Source organism: Streptomyces sp. IBSNAI002, from assembly GCF_052244475.1.
GTDB lineage: Bacteria > Actinomycetota > Actinomycetes > Streptomycetales > Streptomycetaceae > Streptomyces.
On record NZ_JBQPXG010000002.1, the window covers coordinates 4,530,591 to 4,549,957 of the forward strand.

The window sequence follows — 19,367 nt, forward strand, 5'->3', positions numbered from 1 at the left end:
TTCCCGTCGGGAGAGCGCTGCGGAGGGGTGGTCCGGGGACGGGCTACTGGAAGCGCAGGAACTGCGGCGGTACGGCGTCCACCAGCCACACCCCGTTGGCGCTGAACCGGAACACGTGCCCGGCGGCGCGCATCGCCCCGGCGTCCACGCTGAGCACCACGGGCCGGCCGCGCCGTGCGCCGACGCGGGTCGCGGTCTCCCGGTCGGGGGACAGGTGCACGTGGTGGCGGGCCATCGGGCGCAGGCCCTCGGCACGGATCGCCTCCAGGGCGGCGGCGACGGTGCCGTGGTAGAGGTACGAGGGCGGTTCGGCTTCCGGAAGACCGAGGTCCACGGCCACCGTGTGGCCCTGGCTGGCCCGGATCCGGGTGCCGTCGACGGCGAACCGCTGCTTGTCGTTGGCGGCCACGACGTGATCGAGCTCGGCGCGGCTGAAGGCGAAGCCGTGGGCCTTGGCCGCGCGCAGCAGGTCCTCGATCTCCACCCAGCCGTGGGGGTCGAGCACCAGTCCGATCCGTTCCGGCTGATGCCGCAGGTGTTTCGAGACGTATTTGGACACCTTCACGGTGCGTTTGTCGTCCATGGCCCCAGCGTGCCCGGTCGGAGGCCCCGTCGGCAGGGATTTTCCGGGGTGCCGGCAGCCGTGGACACCCTCTACCGCTATTCCAAGATACGGAATACATTTTCCGCTGCCACTTCTGCCCAGGGGGAGAAACCATGACAGCCCATACCTCTCTGCCACGCCGTGCGGCTGCCGAACTGATCGGGACGGCAGGACTGCTCGTGGTCGTGATCGGCTCCGGAATACAGGCCGCCGAGCTCAGCCGCGACACGGGTGTCGCCCTCCTCGCCAACTCGGTCGCCTCCGCCATCGGCCTCGGGCTGATCATCACGCTCTTCGGGCCGCTGTCCGGTGCCCACCTCAACCCGGTGGTCACCCTCACCGCCTGGTGGTCCCGGCGTACCGGCGGGGAGGGGCTCGCCGGCCGGGAGGCGCTGACCTACGCCGTGGCCCAGACGGCCGGAGCGATCGGCGGGGCGGTCCTCGCGGAAGCCATGTTCGGCCGCGCCCCGGGCGCCTTCGCCACCCAGGTCCGCGACGGCGGACACCTGCTCGTCGGCGAGGTCGTCGCCACCGCCGGGCTCGTCCTCGTCATCCAGGGCCTCGGCCGCATCGGACGCTCCGGGCTCATACCGGCCGCCGTCGCCGCGTACATCGCCGCGGCGATCTGGTTCGCCTCCTCCGGCTCCTTCGCCAACCCCGCCGGCACCATCGGGCGCAGCTTCAGCGACTCCTTCACCGGCATAGCACCGCAGTCACTGCCCGGCTTCGTCCTCGCCCAGCTGATCGGGGGGATCCTCGGTCTGGCACTCGCCGCCCTGCTGTACGGGACCACCCGGTCCGCGAAGCAGCCGGTGCCGGTGGAGACCCTGGCCGAGCCCGGCCCGGTGGACGACGCGACCGTCACCAAGGCCGCGTACGAGACCATCGGCTGACCTCCCAACCCCCGTTGCCCACAGGCAAACAGGAGTTGTCCACAGCCGTTTGGGCCGGTTTTGGCGGCAAAGGAGCGATCCGCCCTGTGGACTCGTGATCCGCCCTGTGGACTACTGTCCGGGTCCGGCCCGGCGCGCCAGATCGTTCATCGTCCGGGCCTGGAGCTCCCGCTCCGTCGCGGCCCGGACGAACTCCGCCACGTGGTCGGCGCCGACCAGGTCCTGCACCGCACGGACCGTCCCGGCCGGGAGGGCCACCGGGGAGGGACCCGACGGCTGAGGCGACCCGCCCGCCCCCAGGTGCCGCTGCAGGTGCCGGGTCGCGAACAGCCGCATGGCCCGGGCCAGCTCCGCGTCCACGGTCTGCTGCGCCAGCGGCCGCAGCCGCCGCACCATCGTCGCCGCCTCCGCCGCGTCCGTGTCGGTCGGGGGCACCTGTCCGAGGTAGCGCGCGAAGACGTGCTCGGTGGTGAACTCCAGGAACCGCGAGGCGATGTGCTCCACCTGCCCGCGCAGCTCCCGCAGGTGCCCGGTGATGGCCGACAGCGGCACCCCGGCCGCGTACAGCTCGGCGGCCACGGTCAGCTCCTGCGGCGAAGGCACCAGGAACTGGTCCGGGCGGCCCGGGACGCGCTCCAGCACTCCCAGCTCGCACGCCTCGTCCACCGCGTCGTCGTCGGGCCGGCCGCCGAAGCGCTCGTTCAGCTCCTCCCGGCTGATGCGGGCCGCCTCCTCGTCGGTCCACGGCCCGTGCACCTCGGCCACCAGCCCGAGTACACCGCCCAGCCCGCGCCCGGCGTCCCAGGCCTCCAGCAGCTCCTTGATGGAGGCCAGGGTGTAGCCGCGGTCCAGCAGGTCCGCGATCTGCCGCAGCCGCGCCAGATGCGTGTCCCGGTAGACGTTGGAGCGGCCCCGCCGCTCCGGTTTCGGCAGCAGACCCCGGTCCTGGTACGCGCGGATCGTGCGCACCGTCGCTCCGCTGTGGTGCGCCAGATCCTCGATCCGGTACTCGGCCACCGCCTGATCGGACAATCCCGGCTCCCTACGACATCGCGGCTCTGCCGACCGCGCCCGCCGCGGCCCGGGCGGCGGGTGAGGCCGCGAGGTACTCGACCGCCCTGCGCAGCGAGCCCTCCTGCGAGGGATGGTACGACCGCCGGAAGTAGCGGGGTATGGCCGTGCCGAGCTCTCTCCACGTGGGCAGCAGGCCCTTGGCCACCGCCCGGTTGTGCCCGCGCAGCGAATAGCGCGGCCGGCCGCCCGCTTCGGGGTCGTTGCGCATGAGGTACGAAGCCCCCCACACCCACAGCCCCGCCAGTACGGGCGCGACCACGACCATGCCCTCGACGCGCCGCGCGTAGCGGGGCAGGCCCGTTCCGCCGCAGTGCTGGTACATGTCGAAGGCGACCGAGCGGTGCTCCACCTCCTCCGCACCGTGCCAGCGCAGCAGATCCAGCATGACCGCGTCCGCGCCCGCCCGGTCCAGTCCGTCGGCGCGCAGCACCCAGTCCCCGAGGACCGCGGTGAACTGCTCGATGGCGGCGACCAGCGCGAGCCGGAAGCGCAGCCACTCCTGCGCCGTGACCGGCGCCCCGAACGGCGGGCTCTCCCCGAGCAGCTTCTCGAAGAGGAAGTCCACGTGCCGCGTGTAGGCCTCCGTCGCCAGCCGCTGCCGGGCGAGGTGGTCCAGTACGAAGGCGTGCTGCACGCTGTGCGTGGCCTCCTGGCCCATGAACCCCTTGACGTCCTTGCGCAGCTCGGGGTCGGTGACCAGCGGCAGGGCCTCCTTGAAGACCTTGACGAACCACCGCTCCCCGGCGGGCAGCAGCAGGTGCAGCACGTTGATGACGTGGGTGGCGGTGGGCTCGCGGGGTATCCAGTGCAGCGGTGTGGACCGCCAGTCGAAGGCCACCCGGCGGGGGCTGATCACATACCCGGTCCCGGTCACAGCCGGGGCTCTATCCTCGCGATGCGCCGCAGGGTGCGAGGGGCGAAGCGGGACATCCACAGGGCGCCCTTGGACTCGGGAGTCACCGGCACCACGGCCTCGTTGCGCACCACGGCCCGCAGGATCGCGTCGGCGACCTTCTCCGGCGGGAAGTTGCGCAGCCCGTACAGCCGCGAGGAGCGTTCCTGACGGCGCTTCTCCTCGGTCTCGTCCACCCCGGCGAAGCGCGAGGTGGCGGTGATGTTGGTGTTGACGATGCCGGGGCAGATGGCGGAGACGCCGATCGACTTCGACGCCAGTTCGGCGCGCAGGCACTCCGACAGCATCAGCACCGCGGCCTTGGACGTGCTGTAGGCGGGCAGGGTCCGGGAGGGCAGGTAGGCGGCGGCGGAGGCGGTGTTGACGATGTGTCCGCCCTGGCCGCGCTCGGCCATCTGCCGTCCGAAGATCCGGCAGCCGTGGATGACGCCCCACAGGTTGACGTCGAGGACCTTCTTCCAGTCCTCGGAGCTGGTGTCGAGGAAGGCCCCGGACAGGCCGATCCCGGCGTTGTTGACCAGGACGTCCACGATCCCGTACTCCGCGGCCACCTTCGCCGCGAGCTTCTCCATGGCCTGCTCGTCGCTGACGTCCGCACACTCCCCCCAGGCCTCGGGGGCACCGACGAGGCGGGCCATGTCCGCCGTGCGCGCCGCGCCCTCGGCGTCCCGGTCCACGGCCACCACCCGCGCCCCGGCCTCGGCGAACGCGAAGGCGGTGGCCCGGCCGATGCCGCTGGCCGCACCGGTCACCAGGACCAGCTGGCCGCCGAAGCGGTCGGCGTACTTCACCGGGGCCTTCTGCTCCGGCGACCGCGTGGCGGGCTCCTCCCGGGCCGTGACGAACTCGGTGATCCACGTCGCCAGCTGGTCGGGCCTGGTCCGGGGCACCCAGTGCTTGGCGGGCAGCGTGCGGCGCACCAGATCCGGGGCCCAGCCGTCCAGGTCGTCGTAGAGCCGCTCGGACAGGAAGGCGTCCCCGGTCGGGGTGATCAGCTGCACCGGTACGTGGGCGTACGCGTCCGGGCGGGGCCGGCGCAGCCGCGGGCGCACGTTGTCCCGGTAGAGCCAGGCGCCGTGCGCCGCGTCCGAGGGCAGCGAGGCCGTCGGGTAGGGGCCGGCCGGCACGTTCTCCAGCCGTTCGAGCATCGCCGGCCAGCGCTTGCCGAGGGGCCCGCGCCAGGCGAGCTCCGGCAGCACGGGCGTGTGCAGCATGTACACGTACCAGGACTTGGCGCCCTGGCCCAGCAGCTGCGCCGCCCGGCGCGGGGTGGGCCGGGCCATCCGCTTCTTGATCCAGTGCCCGAAGTGGTCGAGGGAAGGGCCCGACATCGAGGTGAAGGAGGCGATCCGGCCCTCGGTACGGGCGACGGTGGCGAACTCCCAGCCCTGTACGGACCCCCAGTCGTGGCCGACCAGGTGCACGGGCCGGTCCGGGCTGACCGCGTCGGCCACCGCCAGGAAGTCGTCGGTCAGCTTCTCCAGGGTGAAGCCCCCGCGCAGCGGCTGCGGTGCGGTCGAACGCCCGTGGCCGCGTACGTCGTAGAGCACCACGTGGAAGCGCGCGGCCAGCCGCTCGGCGACCTCCGACCAGACCTCCTTGCTGTCCGGGTAGCCGTGGACCAGCACCACCGTGGGCTGCTCGGCGTCGCCGAGTTCGGCCACGCACAGCTCCACCCCGCCGGTGCTCACCCAGCGCTCGCGCGCGCCCGCCGGACCCGCCGTACCCGTCCCGTTCATGCCGCTCATGCCGCCCTCTCCTCAGCCCAGCGCCGCACGTGCGGCAGATCGTCGTCCAGCCAGAACGCGCTCTCCCCGGGGTCCCGGGAGTCGGTGACGACCAGGATCTCCTCGAACTTCGCACCGGTGCCCCGGAAACCCAGATGCGGCTCCACCGCCCACAGGCCGGGCTGCGGCGGATGGTCGGAGAACCGGTACGGGCTCCACAGCGGGGACCATCCCTCACGGTGCCCGTGCAGGGCGTCGGAGGCCAGCCCCTTCAGGGACTGGGTGCCGAAACCGAACGCCGTCGGGGACCAGCGCCGCTCCTTGACCCGGTCGATCTTGTGCGCGATCACGCCGAAGGGATAGGCGCGGTGCCGGTTGGCGTACCCCTGCCGGGTCATGAGCCGCTCGACGTTCTCGTAGATCTCGCGCAGGGAGCGGCGCTCCCGCACCTGCTCCAGGATCAGGGTGCGGTGCGCCCGCAGATCGGACATGAGCCTGTCCTGCACCGGATTGAGCCCGAGGCTGCCCGAGTACCCGATGTCCGCCGCGTACCCCTTGTAGACCGGAGCCATGTCGAGGATGAAGGGCATCCCCGGCTCCAGCTTCCGGTTCGTCGGGAAGAACTGCAGCGGGATCCGGAAGTTCGCGAAGGCGGTGCGGTCGCCGAACCAGGCGAAGGGCAGGTGGAACCAGTCGCGCACGCCGCGCTCGCGAAGCCAGTCCCGCTGCATCCGCGCGGCCTCGCGCTCGGTCATCCCGGGGCGCAGCTGCGCGGCGACGGTCTCCGCGCACTCGTAGGAGAGGCGCTGCACTTCCCTGAACCCTCGAAAATCGTCCCCTGCCATGGCTCAGCACCCGTCTCGGTCGCCGTACGTGTCCGTAAGTTGACACTGATGAATGTGACAATGACCGGAGGTCACGTCAAGGGTCGTGCACAGACCTGTGGACAAAGTTGTCCGGTCCACATCAGCCTCCAGTACGGGTATGTACGCCTGAAGGCTGAGACGGGATCCAGCTCAAGGTCTGACGTATCGCGGGAGCCGCGCCACTAACGTCGAAGCCGTGACTGTCATCGCGACCGAAAGCCTGAGCAAGCGGTACCCCCGAGTGACCGCCCTCGACCGGCTCTCCCTGGACATCGGGCCTGGTGTGACCGGCCTCGTGGGTGCCAACGGAGCCGGCAAGTCCACGCTGATCAAGATCCTGCTGGGACTGTCCCCCGCCACCGAGGGCAGCGCCGCCGTGCTCGGCCTCGACGTCACCACGCATGGCAGTGCCATCCGTGAACGCGTCGGCTACATGCCCGAGCACGACTGCCTGCCACCCGACGTCTCGGCCACCGAGTTCGTCGTCCACATGGCCCGCATGTCCGGGCTCCCGCCCACCGCGGCGCGGGAACGCACCGCCGACACCCTGCGTCACGTGGGGCTCTACGAGGAGCGCTACCGCCCGATCGGCGGCTACTCCACGGGCATGAAGCAGCGCGTCAAGCTGGCCCAGGCGCTCGTCCACGACCCCCAGCTGGTCCTCCTCGACGAGCCCACCAACGGTCTCGACCCGGTCGGCCGCGACGAGATGCTCGGCCTGATCCGCCGGGTCTACACCGACTTCGGCATCTCCGTCCTGGTCACCTCCCACCTCCTGGGAGAGCTGGAGCGGACCTGCGACCACGTCGTGGTCGTCGACGGCGGCAAGCTGCTGCGCTCCAGCTCCACCAGCGACTTCACCCAGATCACCACGACCCTCGCGGTCGAGGTCACCGACTCCGACGCGCACCCGGACGGCACCGCCGCCCTGCGCAAGGCGCTCACCGAGGCGGGGATCGTCCTGCACGTGGGCGAGGAGCAGGGCCTGCCCGGCGCCGGCCACATCCTCCTGGTGGAGGCCACGGGCGAGGACACGTACGACACGGTCCGCGACACCGTCGCCGACCTCGGCATCGGCCTGGTCCGCATGGAGCAGCGCCGCCACCACATCGCAGAGGTCTTCCGCGACAGCGATCAGCCCGCGCGGTCCATCCACCAGAAGGGAGCCGGTTCCGATGGCGCCTGACACCTCGACCCAGATCCACAACATCGGCTACCGGTCCTACGACGGCCCCCGGCTCGGCCGCGCCTACGCCCGCAAGTCGCTGTTCTCGCAGTCCCTGCGCGGCGCCTACGGACTCGGCCGGTCGGCCAAGTCCAAGGTGCTGCCGATGATCCTCTTCGCGGTGATGTGCGTTCCCGCGCTGATCCTCGTCGCGGTGGCCATCGCCGTCCCGGGCTCCACCGAACTGCCGATCAAGTACACGACGTACGCCCTTACCACCCAGGTGGTCATCGGTCTCTACCTCGCCTCCCAGGCGCCCCAGTCGGTCTCCCGGGACCTGCGCTTCAAGACCGTTCCGCTTTACTTCTCGAGGCCCATCGAGCGGGTCGACTACGTCGTGGCCAAGTTCGCGGCCATGGCCTCGGCCCTGTTCATCCTCACCGCCACCCCGCTGCTGATCATGTGGATCGGCTCGCTGCTGGCGAAGTTCGACTTCGGTGACCAGACCAAGGGATTCGGGCAGGGACTGGTGTCGGTACTGCTGCTGTCGCTGCTCTTCGCGGGTCTCGGCCTCGTCATGGCCGCGCTCACCCCCCGCCGCGGGTTCGGCGTCGCCGCGATCATCGCCGTGCTCCTGATCCCGTACGGCGCCGTGACCGCCGTCCAGGGCATCGCCTACAGCACCGGGAACACCGGGGCCATCGACTGGATGGGCCTGTTCTCCCCCATCACCCTGATCGACGGGGTCCAGACGGCCTTCCTCGGCGCGACCACCGCCTTCCCCGGTGGTGACGGCCCCTCTGCCGCGACCGGCGTCGTCTACCTGCTCGTCGTCCTCGGCCTCATCGCCGGCTCCTACGCCGCCCTGATGGCCCGCTACCGGAAGGCCGGGCTGTGACCATCATCGACATCGACCACACCTCCCGCTGGTTCGGGAACGTCGTCGCCGTCAACGACGTGACCATGCGCATCGGTCCCGGCGTCACCGGCCTCCTCGGCCCCAACGGCGCCGGCAAGTCCACCCTCATCAACATGATGGGCGGCTTCCTCGCCCCCTCCACGGGCACCGTCACCCTCGACGGCACGCAGATCTGGCGCAACGAACAGGTCTACAAGCAGATCGGTGTCGTGCCCGAGCGCGAGGCCATGTACGACTTCCTCACCGGCCGCGAGTTCGTCATCGCCAATGCCGAGCTGCACGGGCTCGGCGACGCCGACGCCCAGCGGGCCCTGGCCACCGTGGAGATGGAGCACGCCCAGGACCGCAAGATCTCCACGTACTCCAAGGGCATGCGCCAGCGCGTGAAGATGGCCTCCGCGCTGGTCCACGACCCGTCCGTACTCCTCCTCGACGAGCCGTTCAACGGCATGGACCCGCGCCAGCGCATGCAGCTGATGGACCTGCTGCGGCGGATGGGCGACGCCGGGCGCACCGTGCTGTTCTCCTCCCACATCCTGGAGGAGGTCGAGCAACTGGCTTCCCACATCGAGGTGGTCGTCGCCGGCCGGCACGCCGCCTCCGGCGACTTCCGCAAGATCCGCCGCCTGATGACGGACCGCCCGCACCGCTACCTCGTCCGCTCCTCCGACGACCGGGCCCTCGCCGCGGCCCTGATCGCCGACCCGTCCACGGCCGGTATCGAGGTCGACCTGAAGGAAGGCGCCCTGCGCATCCAGGCCGTCGACTTCGGGCGCTTCACCGAGCTGCTGCCGCGGGTCGCCCGCGCGCACGGCATCCGGCTGCTGACGGTCTCGCCTTCCGACGAGTCCCTCGAGTCGGTCTTCTCCTACCTCGTCGCGGCCTGAAGGAGCTGGCATCCATGTACGACCCCACCGTTGCCCGGCTCACCTACCGGGCCCTGCTCGGCCGCCGCCGGGCGCTGATCCTCTTCCTGCTGCCCGCCCTGCTGATCCTCATCGCGATCGCCGTCCGCGCCCTCACGGGTGTGGACGACAAGGTCGCCGCCGACCTGCTCGGCGGTTTCGCCCTCGCGACGATGGTCCCGCTGATCGGCGTCATCGCCGGAACGGGCGCCATCGGCCCCGAGATCGACGACGGATCGATCGTCTACCTGCTCTCCAAGCCGGTGAAGCGACCGACGATCATCATGACCAAGCTGATCGTGGCGATCGCCGTCACCATGGCCTTCTCCGCGATCCCCACCCTGATCGCCGGGTTCATCCTCAACGGCAACGGACAGCAGATCGCCGTCGCCTACACCATCGCCGCCCTCGTGGCCTCGATCGCCTACAGCGCGCTGTTCCTGCTGCTGGGCACCGTCAGCCGGCACGCGGTCGTCTTCGGCCTGGTCTACGCCCTGATCTGGGAGTCGCTCTTCGGCAGCCTGGTCTCCGGCGCCAAGACCCTCAGCGTCCAGCAGTGGGCCCTGTCCCTGGCCGAGAAGGTCGCCGGAGAGGGATACGTCGACGCCACAGTCGGCCTGCCCACCGCCGTGGTCCTGCTCACCGTGGTCACCGTCGGAGCCACCGTCTACGCGGGCCAGAAGCTGCGACGCCTCACCCTGGCCGGCGAGGAGTAGGTCCACCGCGCCTCGAAGCTGTGCCCCGCCCGGCCCACCGGCCAGGCGGGGCACAGCTTCGCGCGTCATCATCGGGGCATGATCGAGCACCCCGAGCCCGAGCCGTCCAGGCCCCTGCGGTCCTGGATACGCTCCTCGCCCGGAACGCACATCTGGCTCTTGATCATCGCGATCACCAGCATCGTCGTGGTGATCGCACCCGACCGGGTCGAGCACATCCTGCTCCACCGCAACAGCAGCAACATCCACCAGCTCGTCGAACACCCCGTCCGGGCCCTCGTCAGCAGCGCCTTCTGGATCGAGAACCCGGCCTCACTCGCCCTCTACGCCGTGCTCTTCGAGCTGTTCCAGGCTCCCGTCGAACGCTGGCTGGGCACCCTGCGCTGGCTCGTGATCGTCGCGACCGCCCACATCGTCGCCACGCTGGTCAGCCAGAAGGTCCTCCTGATGGCCATCGAGGAGCACCGCGCCCCGCGCAGCATGACCCACGTCGTCGACATCGGCGTCAGCTACGGGATCGCGGCCGCCGTCGGAGTCCTCACCTACCGGCTCCCCAGCCCCTGGCGGTGGCTCTACCTCGCGGGCGCCGTCGCCTTCTTCGGGCTCCCCCTCCTCACCGGTGGCACCTTCACGGACCTCGGCCATGCCATCGCGCTCTCCGTCGGCCTGCTCTCCTGGCCGCTCACCCGCCACGTTGTTTCACGTGAAACATGACCCTGGTTTCCCGGGACTCTCGTTTCGCGTGCCTCTCGTTTCACGTGAAACGTGACTAACCGGCTTCCGCTTTCGCCACACCGTGCTCCCAAGCCCACGCGGCGATCCCCACCCGGTTGCGGGCCCCGAGCTTCGCCTGGACGTTCGCGATGTGGGTCTTGGCCGTCCCCGCGGTGATGAACAGCTCCGTGCCGATCTCGGCATTGGTCAGCCCCCGCGCCACCAGCCGTACGATCTCGACCTCCCGCTCGGTGAGCGGATGCGCCACGGTGCCGGCGGCGACCGGTCCCGCCTGGGTCAGCGTGCTCAGCAGCCGGACCGTGATCTGCGGACTGATCAGCGTGTCCCCGGCCATCGCGGCGCGCACACCCTCGATCAGCAGGGCCGGTCCGGACCTCTTCAGGAGGAACCCGCACGCCCCGTTGCGCAGCGCCGTGTGCACGTACTCGTCCAGGTCGAAGGTGGTGACCACCACGACCCGGGCCCGCGGCGCCAGCAGCCGGGTCACCTCCAGGCCGTCCAGCCGCGGCATCCGGATGTCCGCCAGGACCACGTCGGGCCGCAGCTCCCGGGCCAGCGCCACCGCGCTCTCCCCGTCGGCCGCCTCCCCCACCACGGTCATGTCCGGCTGCGAATCGAGGATCAGCCGGAAGCCGCTGCGGATGTCCTCTTGGTCGTCGGCTATCAGGATGCGTGTGGTCACTGCGCCATGATCACCCGACGGCATCCCCCTGCGCGGGGAAGACCGCACAAACCCGCCACCCGCCGCCCGGGACGGCCCCTGCCCGCAGGGTCCCGCCGGCGGCCTCCACCCGCCCGCGCAGCCCCGCCAGCCCCGTGCCGCCCTGCCGCAGGCGGCCCAGCAGCCCGCCCGTGCTCCGGGGTGCGGCGGAGTTGACCACGCTGAGTTCCATACCGGCCCCGGCACGGCGCACGGCGACCCGCACCACGGCGGCGCCGGGCGCGTGCCGGCGGACGTTCGTCAGGGCCTCTACGGCCACCCGGTAGGCCGTGGTGTCCGCTTCCCGTGTCAGCCCCGCGAGCGCCGCGGGATCGCTCTCCAGCTCCCCGCCCTCGAACCGCTCCACCAGTTCCGGCAGCTGGGCCAGCCCGGGTACCGGAGCGGTCGGACGGCCCGCCGCCTCCCGCAACGCGTGCACGGTCCGGTCCATCGACTCCAGGGCGCTCAGCCCCGCGGCCTCGATCCGCTCCAGCGCGCGGACCGCCTGCCCCGGGTCCTGCGCGGCCACGAACCGCGCCGCCTGCGCCTGCACCACGATCGCGCTCACGTCGTGCGCCACGAAGTCGTGCAGGTCCCGGGCCAGTTCCAGCTGCTGGTCACGCCGAGCGTCCCGTACGGCCTGCCGCAGCCGGCCCGCCTGACGGCGCAGGTAGCCGCCGGCGCCCAGCGCCGCGCAAGCCGGCACGGCCCAGAAGGCCGCCGCCCCGCAGACCTCCAGCCACGACCCGTCCGCCCACACCAGCGGGACCGGCCACAGAGCCACCGCCGCCACGCCCAGAGCGCCCGCGAGGCTCCCGGACCGCACCGGGGACCAGCGGGCCACCAGGGCCAGCAGCGGCAGCAGTACCGCCGTACCCGCCAGCGACCACGTGCTCGGCACGGAGAGGGCCGAACCGATCAGGGACACCAGGCCCGCCCCGGCCAGCACGGGGGCGTACAACGCGCTCGGTTTCAAGGTCACGTCGCGACCCTACGAGCGCCTCTCCGCCCGCGGTATCTGCCGTCCGGCAGATACCGGCCGTACCCGGCGACGGGTTCACCTTCCTCCCAGCGGCCTGTGGAGGGTCGCCCTCGCGGCCGTCGTACCCGCCGGATCCCATGGCCGAGGCGCGGAAATTCGCTGGTAAGGGGCGTGCGCGAGGGGCAGAGTGAGTCGTGCGGGGAGCAACAAAAGGTCCGGGGGAGCCACTTCGAGCGCGCCGTGCGGCGCGGGCTTCCCCGGACCTCTCGTACGTCGTACGCGGCTCCCGCTACGCGGCGCCCAGCAGACGCTCCAGCACCACGGCGATGCCGTCCTCGTCGTTGGAGGTCGTCACCTCGTCGGCCACCGCCTTGAGCTCCGCGTGGGCGTTGGCCATCGCCACGCCGTGCGCCGCCCACCCGAACATCGGAATGTCGTTCGGCATGTCGCCGAAGGCGATCGTCTCCGCCGCCTTCACCCCGAGCCGGCGCGCGGCCAGCGACAGGCCGGTCGCCTTGGTCAGCCCCAGCGGCAGGATCTCCACGATCCCGGGACCCGCCATGACGATGTCGACCAGACTGCCCACGGTCTCCCGCGCCACCTTGACGAGCGCGTCGTCGTCCAGCCCCGGGTGCTGGATGTACAGCTTGTTCAGGGGGGCCGTCCACACCGCGGCGGTGTCCTCCAGGTATATGGCCGGCAGGCCCTCCTGCACCTGGTACCCGGGCCCGAACAGGACCTCGCCGTCCACACCGTCCCGGCTGGCCGCCAGGGCCAGCGGACCGATCTCGGCCTCGAGCTTCGAGAGCGCCAGACCGGCGAGCTGCCGGTCCAGCGTCACCGACGTCAGCAGCCGGTGCGCACCCGCGTCGTAGACCTGGGCACCCTGCCCGCAGACGGCGATGCCCTGGTAGCCGAGGTCGTCGAGCACGTGCCGGGTCCAGGGGACGGCACGGCCGGTGACGACGATGTGCGCCGCGCCCGCCGCGGTGGCCGCGACGAGCGCTTCACGGGTGCGTTCCGAGACGGTGTCGTCGCCACGCAGCAGCGTGCCGTCGAGATCGGTCGCGACGAGCTTGTACGGGAACGGGGCCGGGGTCACTTGGTGATCGGCTCCAGGACCTCGCGGCCGCCCAGGTACGGACGGAGCGCCTGCGGCACGTGCACCGAACCGTCGGCCTGCTGGTGGTTCTCCAGGATCGCGACGATCGTGCGCGGTACGGCGCACAGGGTGCCGTTCAGCGTGGACAGCGGCTGGGTCTTCTTGCCGTCGCGGTAGCGGATCGACAGGCGGCGGGCCTGGAAGCCGTCGCAGTTCGAGGCGGAGGTCAGCTCGCGGTACTTGCCCTGGGTCGGGATCCACGCCTCGCAGTCGAACTTGCGCGAGGCGGAGGCGCCCAGGTCACCGGTGGCGACGTCGATCACCTGGAACGGCAGTTCCAGGCTGGTCAGCCACTGCTTCTCCCACTCCAGGAGGCGCTGGTGCTCGGCCTCGGCCTCCTCCGGCGCGACGTACGAGAACATCTCGACCTTGTCGAACTGGTGGACCCGGAAGATGCCGCGGGTGTCCTTGCCGTACGTGCCGGCCTCGCGGCGGAAGCACGGCGAGAAGCCGGCGTAGCGCAGCGGCAGCTTGTCGGCGTCGATGATCTCGTCCATGTGGTACGCGGCGAGCGGGACCTCGGAGGTGCCGACCAGGTAGTAGTCGTCCTTCTCCAGGTGGTACACGTTCTCCGAGGCCTGGCCGAGGAAGCCGGTGCCCTCCATGGCGCGCGGACGGACCAGCGCCGGGGTGAGCATCGGGATGAAGCCGGCCTCGGTGGCCTGGGCGATGGCCGCGTTGACCAGGGCCAGCTCGAGCAGGGCGCCCACGCCGGTCAGGTAGTAGAACCGCGAGCCCGACACCTTGGCGCCGCGCTCGACGTCGATGGCGCCCAGCGACTCGCCGAGCTCCAGGTGGTCCTTGGGCTCGAAGCCCTCGGCGGCGAAGTCGCGGATGGTGCCGTGCGTCTCCAGGACGGTGAAGTCCTCCTCGCCGCCGACCGGGACGTCCTCGTGGACGATGTTGCCGAGCTGGAGCAGGAGCCGCTTGGCGGCTTCGTCCGCCTCGTTCTGCTCGCTCTCGGCCGCCTTGACGTCCTGCTTGAGCTGCTCGGCCTTCTTCAGGAGCTCCGCCCGCTCCTCCGCGGAGGCCTTCGGGATGAGCTTGCCGAGCGACTTCTGCTCATTGCGCAGTTCGTCGAAGCGCATGCCGGAGGACCTGCGGCGCTCGTCGGCGGAGAGCAGCGCGTCGACGAGTTCGACGTCCTCTCCACGGGCGCGCTGCGAGGCGCGGACACGGTCAGGGTCTTCACGGAGCAGCCGGAGGTCAATCACCCCTCCAGGCTACCGGGCTGGGGTTCCTGGGATCACACCGATATCACGCTGCGTGTCGCTATGTCCCAATTGCCGCGAATGCATAAGTCTTGACTGCTGGCCGGAAGTGAACCTTCTCGGACGGTCAATAAAAGCGGGGCCATTCCCCGAAAAGGGGCACATCGGCAGTCGTGCGCCGTCCCTGAGCAGGGCCGTAAGCCGTTCCTTGTCCACAGGAATTACCGGCCGTCGGATCTTATCCACAGGCTGTGTGCCGCATCTGTGGACACGTAAATAGATCATTGGCGACCGGCAGGCCGCTGGGGCGAATCAGGGTTCAAACCACCCTCACACACTCATTCGGGTGGGAATGACTCGCCCCAAAGAGTTGATCCTCGATACGGGGGTGACGCCGTTCACCTTCCGCTCCCCAGCGCGAAACCTGGGCCCCACGACCGATTTGTCGACCTTGTCGTGCCGCTCTGTCGACTTGTCCCCAGGTCCCCATCTCGGCCTGTGGATAACTCTGTGGACAGTGGACGAAGCCTCAGGCCCGGCCGTCGAGGCAGCGCGTCAGCCAGTCCGAGGCGGCCGTGAAGTCGCCGTCTGAGGTTCCCGGCCTCGGGGCCAGGACGTCACCCTGAGCGACGCCCGCCCGCGGATAGGACCCGAGGAAGCGGACTTGCGGGCAGGTGCGCTTGAGGCCCATGAGGGCCTCGCTGACGCGGCGGTCGGAGATGTGGCCCTCGGCGTCGACCGCGAAGCAGTAGTTGCCGATGCCCTCGCCCGTCGGCCTGGACTGGATCAGCATCAGGTTGACCCCGCGCACGGCGAACTCCTGGAGGAGCTCCAGCAGCGCACCGGGATGGTCGTCGCCGAGCCACAGCACGACGGAGGTCTTGTCGGCGCCGGTCGGGGCGGCGGGCCGGGCGGGGCGCCCGACGAGCACGAACCGCGTCTCGGCGTTCTCGGCGTCGTGGATCTCGGTGACCAGCGGGACGAGCCCGTAGGTGGCGGCGGCGAACTCGCCGGCGAAGGCCGCGTCGAAGCGGCCCTCCTGGACCAGCCGGGCGCCGTCGGCGTTCGAGGCGGCCGACTCCCACACCGCGTCGGGCAGGTTCGCCCGCAGCCAGTTCCGCACCTGCGGCTGGGCGACCGGGTGCCCGGTCACCGTCTTGACCTCGGACAGGGAAGTGCCGGGACGCACCAGGAGCGCGAACGCGATGGGCAGCAGCACCTCGCGGTAGATCATCAGCGGCTCGCCGGAGGCCAGCTCGTCGAGGGTGGCGGTGACCCCGCCCTCCACCGAGTTCTCGATCGGCACCAGGGCGGCGGCGGCCTCGCCGTTGCGCACGGCGTCCAGGGCGGCCGGGACCGACACCATCGGGACGAGCTCCCGGGTGGCTGCTTCCGGCAGTGTGCGCAGGGCGGCTTCGGTGAAAGTGCCCTCGGGACCGAGATACGTGAATCGGGTTGCCGACATGCGGTCAGCCTAATGCCGGGGTGCTGCCCACCGCGGTGCTGTTCACCCCTCGAGCAGCCGCTGCCCCACGTATTCGCCGGTGCGCGGACCGGGCGGAACCGCGTAGAGGCCGCTGGACTCGTGGCGGATGAAGGCCGACAGCGCGTCACCGCGGTCGAGCTTGCGCTGGACGGGGACGAACCCGCGCAGCGGATCGGCCTGCCAGCACACGAACAGGAGTCCCGCGTCGGGCGCACCGTCCGGGCCGATCCCGTCGTGGAAGGAGAACGGGCGCCGCAGCATGGCGGCCCCGCCGTTCTGCTCGGGGGCGGAGATCCGGGCGTGGGCGTTGGACGGAATGACCGGCTTGCCGTCCGAGCCGATCTTGTCGAGTGCCATCTCGGTGGTCTCGCCGCCGCCGGTCAGCGGGGCTCCGGTGGCCTTGGTACGGCCGATCACCTGCTCCTGCTGGGAGACGGGCTGCTTGTCCCAGTCGTCGAGGAGCATCCGGATGCGCCGGACGACGGCGTACGAGCCCCCCGCCATCCAGGCGTGCTCGGCGGGCCCGGGGCCGGCGGCAGGCACGAAGATCCGCTTGTCGAAGTCGGGCTCCGAGGGCTTCGGGTTGCCCGTGCCGTCGATCTGGCCCATGAGGTTGCGGGCGGTCATCGGGGAGGCCGTGGCGCCGCGGGATCGGTTGAAGCCGTTCATCTGCCAGCGGACGCGGGCCGCTTCCCCGGCGTCCTTCTGCAGGGCGCGCAGGGCGTGGAACGCGACGAGCCCGTCGTCCGCGCCGATCTGGACCCACAGGTCGCCGTTGCTCCGCTGGGCGTCGAGCCGGTCGGAGGAGAAGTCCGGCAGAGGTTCCAGGGCGATGGGCCGACGGGCGGTGAGGCCGGTGCGCTCGAAGAAGGAGTGGCCGAAGCCGAAGGTGACGGTCAGGGAGGACGGGCCGGCGTCTAGGGCGATGCCGGTGTCGTCGGTCGGAGCGGTCTCGCCCGCCATCAGCCGGCGGGTGGTCTCGGACCAGCGCCGCAGCAGCGCGGCGGCCTCCGTGCGGCCGGCCCCCGCGGTGAGGTCGAAGGCGATGAGGTGCCCCTTGGCCTGCAAGGGCGTGGTGATGCCGGCCTGGTGGTCGCCGTCGAAGGCGACCTGGGTGGCCCCGAGGGAGGACAGGCTGTCGGCGGCCCCGGACCCGGAACCGCTCCCGGAGCCGGCGAAAGCGGAGTGCGCGAGGGCGCCACCGGCGGCGCCCAGCGCGAGCCCGGTGGCGCCTGCGGCGCCCACGGTGCCCAGCAGCCGGCGGCGGGAGATCTCGATGTCGGTATTGCTCTCGGTCACGCGGGTCAGCCGATCTTCACTGTCTTCTGGACGGTCGTCTGGTCGATGTCGGACGTGCGGACGGTCACGTCGATGCGCCATTCGCCCGAGAGCGGCAGCTGCACCCCGGACGCCGTCCAGTGCCCGGGGGCGGAGCGTTCGGGCAGGAGGGGCAGGGGGCCGATGTCCTTCGCCGGGAGGGTGAAGGAGACCTTGACCTCGGGGAGGTCGAGGGGCGTGCCCTCCCCGGAGTCGGCCCACAGGTGCAGGGTGTTGGCGCCGACCCGCCCCGGGTCGAGCTCGAGCCGGACGTTCCCCTTGCCGTTCGGGCCGCCCGTGTCGAAGGGCAGGGTGATCTTCACGGCGCGGTCCGGAACCGCCGTCGAAGCGGAGCCGCGGGAGGCCTCCCGCTCCACGGTGCGACCGGGTTCGGTGCTCGTGAGCACCGTGGTGACGGCGAGCAGGGCCACGGCGACGGCCGCCTCGGCGAGGACAGAGCGGCGCAGGCCCGTTCGGTCCGGATCGGCGTCACGGACCCGCTTCTCGCGTGCGCTGTCGAGGGCGGCGCGCTGCCGGGCGAGCTGGGCGGCGCGCCGGGGGTCGGCGGGCACGGCGACCGGCTCTGTTTCACGTGAAACATCGGCTGTGGCGACGGCCGTTTCACGTGAAACATCGGCCTCGTCCGCGGATGCGTCGGCGAGCCGGGCGGTCCACTTCCGGGACATGTACGCGATGGCGACGAGGACGGCGACCAGGCCGACCTTCAGGAGCAGCAGCTGCCCGTACGAGGTTCCGGTCAGTGCCGACCAGCTGCCGAGCTGGCGCCAGGACTGGTAGACGCCGGTGACCGCGAGCACCAGGACGCTGACGAAGGCAACCTGGGAGAAGCGCCGGACGGCCGCCCGCTCGATGCCGGGGACCTTGTGCAGGGCGACGAGGAGCGCGGCGAGCCCACCGAGCCAGGTGGCCACGGCCAGCAGGTGCAGGATGTCCGCGGGCATGGCGATGCCGGGCTGGATGCCCGTGGAGGCGTGCTCGGACAGGGCCCAGGTGGCGGCGATGCCGGCGGAGACCACGGCCCCGCCGATGCCCAGGCCGAAGGTGAGGTCGTTGGTGTCCCGGGCCCCGGCGTCCCGGGCCTCCCCGGGCCCCTGCTCCGCGCTCTCCTCCGCGCCGTCCGGTGCGTTCGCGGCGACGCCCTGCCTGCGTGCGTAGACGCCGAAGAGGACCGCGATGAAGAGGGCCGCGGCGCCCAGCAGGAGCAGCCGGGAGACCAGTGAGGCGCCGGTCTTGGTCTCCAGGACGGCCTTCAGGCCTTCGAGGTCGAAGACGTCGGCGAACTTCCCGGACCCGGTGTACGGGGCACGGAGCACGAGCATGGCGAGGGTGGCGGCCGTCAGGGTCACCCAGGCGCGTACGACGAGCTTCTGGAGCGGCCGCTCGGCGGCACCCCGGCGCCAGCACAGCAGGATGAAGGCGGCGCCGCCGACGAGGACGGTGAAGCCGGCGTAGGCGGCGTAGCGGGCGATCCCGTACGCGATGCCGACGGGACCGCCGCCCGTCTGTGTGCTGGGCAGGGTGACATCGGTGGCCGAGGGCGCGCCGATGGAGAAGGTGAAGGCACCGGAGATGGGGTGGCTGTCGGCGGAGACGGCCTGCCAGGCGACGGTGTACGTGCCGTTGGGCAGGCCGGAGTGCAGCGCGGTGCCGTAGCGGACGATGTTTCCGCTGCACATGTCGCGCAGTTCGCCGGTGTCCACGCGCTTGCCCTGCGGGTCCAGCACGCGGATGGAGTCGTCGCCCAGGGCCACCTGCTCCGAGAAGGAGAGGGTGACCTGGGCGGGGGCCGTGGCGACCACCGCCCCGTCCGCGGGGTCGCTCGCGGTGAGTGCCGCGTGTGCCGAGGCCGGGGGGGCCGCGGTGAACAGGGCTGCCAGCAAGGCTGCGAGGACCAGCACGAGCCGCGGCAGCAGTGCCGTGGTCCGGGCGTGAACCGGGGATGGGGCGGGGGCGGTGGCCGTCATGGCGAGT

18 protein-coding genes are annotated in these 19,367 nt (G+C 71.3%); 6 read left to right on the forward strand and 12 right to left on the reverse strand.

The features are described from left to right. Positions 1-43: 43 nt before the first annotated feature. Positions 44-583 carry an RNA 2'-phosphotransferase gene (locus tag ACTVZO_RS21820; protein WP_443299985.1) on the reverse strand — a complete coding sequence of 180 codons (540 nt, stop codon included), beginning with the start codon at positions 581-583 and terminating at the stop codon, positions 44-46. A 134-nt stretch (positions 584-717) separates the two neighbouring features. On the opposite strand from ACTVZO_RS21820, the gene ACTVZO_RS21825 reads away from it, so the two are divergent. After that, a complete protein-coding gene (locus tag ACTVZO_RS21825; protein WP_443299986.1) occupies positions 718-1,497 on the forward strand; it encodes an aquaporin in 780 nt (259 codons plus the stop codon). A 111-nt stretch (positions 1,498-1,608) separates the two neighbouring features. On the opposite strand, the gene ACTVZO_RS21830 is transcribed toward ACTVZO_RS21825, so the two are convergent. Genes ACTVZO_RS21830 through ACTVZO_RS21845 form a run of 4 tightly spaced genes read right to left on the reverse strand, consistent with a single transcriptional unit; the run spans position 1,609 to position 6,056 of the window. Continuing rightward, a complete protein-coding gene (locus ACTVZO_RS21830) occupies positions 1,609-2,529 on the reverse strand; it encodes a MerR family transcriptional regulator (RefSeq protein ID WP_443299987.1) in 921 nt (306 codons plus the stop codon). 10 nt (positions 2,530-2,539) lie between these two features. Then, positions 2,540-3,445, reverse strand: a complete 906-nt coding sequence (locus tag ACTVZO_RS21835; RefSeq protein WP_443299988.1) for a metal-dependent hydrolase — start codon at positions 3,443-3,445, stop codon at positions 2,540-2,542. Next, positions 3,442-5,232, reverse strand: coding sequence for an SDR family oxidoreductase (locus ACTVZO_RS21840; RefSeq protein ID WP_443299989.1), 1,791 nt, complete (start codon positions 5,230-5,232; stop codon positions 3,442-3,444). Before ACTVZO_RS21840 ends, ACTVZO_RS21835 begins: the two co-directional genes overlap by 4 nt. Continuing rightward, entirely contained in the window at positions 5,229-6,056 is an 828-nt protein-coding gene (locus ACTVZO_RS21845; RefSeq protein WP_443299990.1) for a M24 family metallopeptidase, read from the reverse strand. Before ACTVZO_RS21845 ends, ACTVZO_RS21840 begins: the two co-directional genes overlap by 4 nt. 217 nt (positions 6,057-6,273) lie before the next feature. Here ACTVZO_RS21845 and ACTVZO_RS21850 point away from each other — a divergent pair, with 217 nt between their 5' ends. The 5 genes from ACTVZO_RS21850 to ACTVZO_RS21870 all read left to right on the forward strand — a co-directional run bounded on the left by ACTVZO_RS21850 (position 6,274) and on the right by ACTVZO_RS21870 (position 10,496). After that, positions 6,274-7,263: an ABC transporter ATP-binding protein gene (locus tag ACTVZO_RS21850; protein WP_443299991.1), complete on the forward strand. Its 990-nt coding sequence runs from the start codon at positions 6,274-6,276 to the stop codon at positions 7,261-7,263. After that, positions 7,253-8,140, forward strand: a complete 888-nt coding sequence (locus tag ACTVZO_RS21855) for an ABC transporter permease (protein ID WP_443299992.1) — start codon at positions 7,253-7,255, stop codon at positions 8,138-8,140. The genes ACTVZO_RS21850 and ACTVZO_RS21855 overlap by 11 nt, the downstream gene beginning before the upstream one ends. After that, positions 8,137-9,048 carry an ABC transporter ATP-binding protein gene (locus tag ACTVZO_RS21860; RefSeq protein ID WP_443299993.1) on the forward strand — a complete coding sequence of 304 codons (912 nt, stop codon included), beginning with the start codon at positions 8,137-8,139 and terminating at the stop codon, positions 9,046-9,048. Before ACTVZO_RS21855 ends, ACTVZO_RS21860 begins: the two co-directional genes overlap by 4 nt. Before the next feature lie 14 nt (positions 9,049-9,062). Then, positions 9,063-9,782: an ABC transporter permease subunit gene (locus tag ACTVZO_RS21865; RefSeq protein ID WP_384216988.1), complete on the forward strand. Its 720-nt coding sequence runs from the start codon at positions 9,063-9,065 to the stop codon at positions 9,780-9,782. A gap of 78 nt (positions 9,783-9,860) precedes the next feature. Continuing rightward, on the forward strand, positions 9,861-10,496 hold the full coding sequence (locus ACTVZO_RS21870; protein ID WP_443299994.1) for a rhomboid-like protein: 636 nt from the start codon (positions 9,861-9,863) through the stop codon (positions 10,494-10,496). A 55-nt stretch (positions 10,497-10,551) separates the two neighbouring features. On the opposite strand, the gene ACTVZO_RS21875 is transcribed toward ACTVZO_RS21870, so the two are convergent. From ACTVZO_RS21875 to ACTVZO_RS21905, 7 genes are all read right to left on the reverse strand, one after another. Beyond that, positions 10,552-11,199, reverse strand: coding sequence for a response regulator (locus ACTVZO_RS21875; protein WP_443299995.1), 648 nt, complete (start codon positions 11,197-11,199; stop codon positions 10,552-10,554). A gap of 10 nt (positions 11,200-11,209) precedes the next feature. Continuing rightward, positions 11,210-12,199: a sensor histidine kinase gene (locus ACTVZO_RS21880; protein ID WP_443299996.1), complete on the reverse strand. Its 990-nt coding sequence runs from the start codon at positions 12,197-12,199 to the stop codon at positions 11,210-11,212. Positions 12,200-12,488: 289 nt separating this feature from the next. Next, positions 12,489-13,301 carry an HAD family hydrolase gene (locus tag ACTVZO_RS21885; RefSeq protein WP_443299997.1) on the reverse strand — a complete coding sequence of 271 codons (813 nt, stop codon included), beginning with the start codon at positions 13,299-13,301 and terminating at the stop codon, positions 12,489-12,491. Continuing rightward, a complete protein-coding gene (serS, locus tag ACTVZO_RS21890) occupies positions 13,298-14,575 on the reverse strand; it encodes a serine--tRNA ligase (RefSeq protein ID WP_443299998.1) in 1,278 nt (425 codons plus the stop codon). Before serS ends, ACTVZO_RS21885 begins: the two co-directional genes overlap by 4 nt. Before the next feature lie 526 nt (positions 14,576-15,101). Continuing rightward, the gene (gene pheA, locus ACTVZO_RS21895) at positions 15,102-16,037 is read right to left on the reverse strand and encodes a prephenate dehydratase (RefSeq protein WP_443299999.1); all 936 of its coding nucleotides are present in this window, start codon (positions 16,035-16,037) and stop codon (positions 15,102-15,104) included. Positions 16,038-16,079: 42 nt separating this feature from the next. After that, complete coding sequence (gene efeB / locus ACTVZO_RS21900) at positions 16,080-17,438, reverse strand: iron uptake transporter deferrochelatase/peroxidase subunit (protein WP_443300000.1); 1,359 nt, start codon at positions 17,436-17,438, stop codon at positions 16,080-16,082. Next, positions 17,363-19,360, reverse strand: coding sequence for a copper resistance CopC/CopD family protein (locus ACTVZO_RS21905; protein ID WP_443300001.1), 1,998 nt, complete (start codon positions 19,358-19,360; stop codon positions 17,363-17,365). Before ACTVZO_RS21905 ends, efeB begins: the two co-directional genes overlap by 76 nt. Positions 19,361-19,367: the final 7 nt, after the last annotated feature.

What these genes read in the sequence shown, in the direction of transcription:
- ACTVZO_RS21820 (WP_443299985.1), bottom strand. Translation starts at nt 583, where the DNA reads ATGGACGACAAACGCACCGTGAAGGTGTCCAAATACGTCTCGAAACAC.
- ACTVZO_RS21825 (WP_443299986.1), top strand. Translation starts at nt 718, where the DNA reads ATGACAGCCCATACCTCTCTGCCACGCCGTGCGGCTGCCGAACTGATC.
- ACTVZO_RS21840 (WP_443299989.1), bottom strand. Translation starts at nt 5,232, where the DNA reads ATGAGCGGCATGAACGGGACGGGTACGGCGGGTCCGGCGGGCGCGCGC.
- ACTVZO_RS21845 (WP_443299990.1), bottom strand. Translation starts at nt 6,056, where the DNA reads ATGGCAGGGGACGATTTTCGAGGGTTCAGGGAAGTGCAGCGCCTCTCC.
- ACTVZO_RS21855 (WP_443299992.1), top strand. Translation starts at nt 7,253, where the DNA reads ATGGCGCCTGACACCTCGACCCAGATCCACAACATCGGCTACCGGTCC.
- ACTVZO_RS21865 (WP_384216988.1), top strand. Translation starts at nt 9,063, where the DNA reads ATGTACGACCCCACCGTTGCCCGGCTCACCTACCGGGCCCTGCTCGGC.
- ACTVZO_RS21870 (WP_443299994.1), top strand. Translation starts at nt 9,861, where the DNA reads ATGATCGAGCACCCCGAGCCCGAGCCGTCCAGGCCCCTGCGGTCCTGG.
- pheA (WP_443299999.1), bottom strand. Translation starts at nt 16,037, where the DNA reads ATGTCGGCAACCCGATTCACGTATCTCGGTCCCGAGGGCACTTTCACC.
- efeB (WP_443300000.1), bottom strand. Translation starts at nt 17,438, where the DNA reads ATGGCGCATCGACGTGACCGTCCGCACGTCCGACATCGACCAGACGAC.
- ACTVZO_RS21905 (WP_443300001.1), bottom strand. Translation starts at nt 19,360, where the DNA reads ATGACGGCCACCGCCCCCGCCCCATCCCCGGTTCACGCCCGGACCACG.